A 1,017-nucleotide genomic window follows, 5' to 3' on the forward strand; every position below is an offset into this window, starting at 1 on the left:
GCGGGGGGCTGTCCGGCCCTCAACGGGCCACATCCGAAAGGTAAAAACACATGAGTCGTCATTACGAAGTCGTGTTCCTGGTCCATCCGGACCAGAGCGAACAGGTCCCGGCCATGATCGAGCGCTACAAGGCGCTGGTCGAGAACGGCAGCGGCACCATCCACCGTCTGGAAGACTGGGGCCGTCGTCAGCTGGCCTACCCGATCCAGAACCTGGTGAAGGCCCATTACGTCATGCTCAACATCGAGTGCGACCAGGCCGTGCTGAGCGAGCTGGTGGAAAGCTTCCGCTTCAACGACGCCGTGCTGCGCAACCTCGTCATCAAGCGTGACGAAGCTGACACCGAGCAGTCGCTGATCATGAAGAGCAAGGACGAGAAGGGCGAGAAGCCCGAGCGTGGCGAGCGTCGTCGTCGTGATGACGAAGAAGGTGAAACCACCCCCGCCGCTGACACCGATGCCGGCGAAGACGCCGCTTCGGCCGCTTAAGGAGCACTGACATGTCCAAGTTCTTCCGTCGCCGCAAGTTCTGCAAGTTCACGGCCGAAGGTGTCAAGGAGATCGATTACAAGGATCTCAACACCCTGCGCCAGTACCTGACCGAGAACGGCAAGATCGTGCCGAGCCGCGTCACCGGTACCAAGTCGAAGTACCAGCGCCAGCTGGCAACGGCCGTCAAGCGCGCCCGTTTCCTGGCCCTGATTCCGTACACCGACAACCACGACGTCTGATGAAAGCCGGCGGCTTCGGTCGCCGCTTTCGCGGATCTGGCCGCCCGCGCTGCGAAGCGTCGGGCGGTTTCCAGGTCTGCCGTTCGGATATTCGGACAGCCATCGCTGCGGGGCCTTGCCTCGCTAACGAATACATTTTTRGAGCTACACCATGAAGCTGATTCTTCTTCAGAAGGTCACCAACCTCGGCGGTCTGGGCGATCTGGTCGACGTGAAGCCGGGCTACGGCCGCAACTTCCTCGTCCCGACCGGCAAGGCCGTTCCGGCCACCGCGACCAACGTGGCCG

3 protein-coding genes are annotated in these 1,017 nt (G+C 61.9%); all 3 read left to right on the forward strand.

Annotated features, from left to right (window positions below; translation table 11 throughout):
• Positions 1-50 precede the first annotated feature (50 nt).
• Positions 51-488, forward strand: coding sequence for a 30S ribosomal protein S6 (gene rpsF, locus ACXJKH_RS21175; protein WP_256774538.1), 438 nt, complete (start codon positions 51-53; stop codon positions 486-488).
• Between the two features lie 11 nt (positions 489-499).
• A complete protein-coding gene (rpsR, locus tag ACXJKH_RS21180; protein ID WP_002804494.1) occupies positions 500-730 on the forward strand; it encodes a 30S ribosomal protein S18 in 231 nt (76 codons plus the stop codon).
• Between the two features lie 151 nt (positions 731-881).
• Positions 882-1,017: 50S ribosomal protein L9 (rplI, locus tag ACXJKH_RS21185; protein ID WP_457322323.1), on the forward strand; the 136-nt coding region annotated here is incomplete at its 3' end.

This window comes from Stenotrophomonas sp. P5_B8 (genome assembly GCF_054049855.1).

Excerpts from the sequence above, each read along its gene's own strand:
- rpsF (WP_256774538.1), top strand. The coding sequence starts at position 51 with ATGAGTCGTCATTACGAAGTCGTGTTCCTGGTCCATCCGGACCAGAGC.
- rpsR (WP_002804494.1), top strand. The coding sequence starts at position 500 with ATGTCCAAGTTCTTCCGTCGCCGCAAGTTCTGCAAGTTCACGGCCGAA.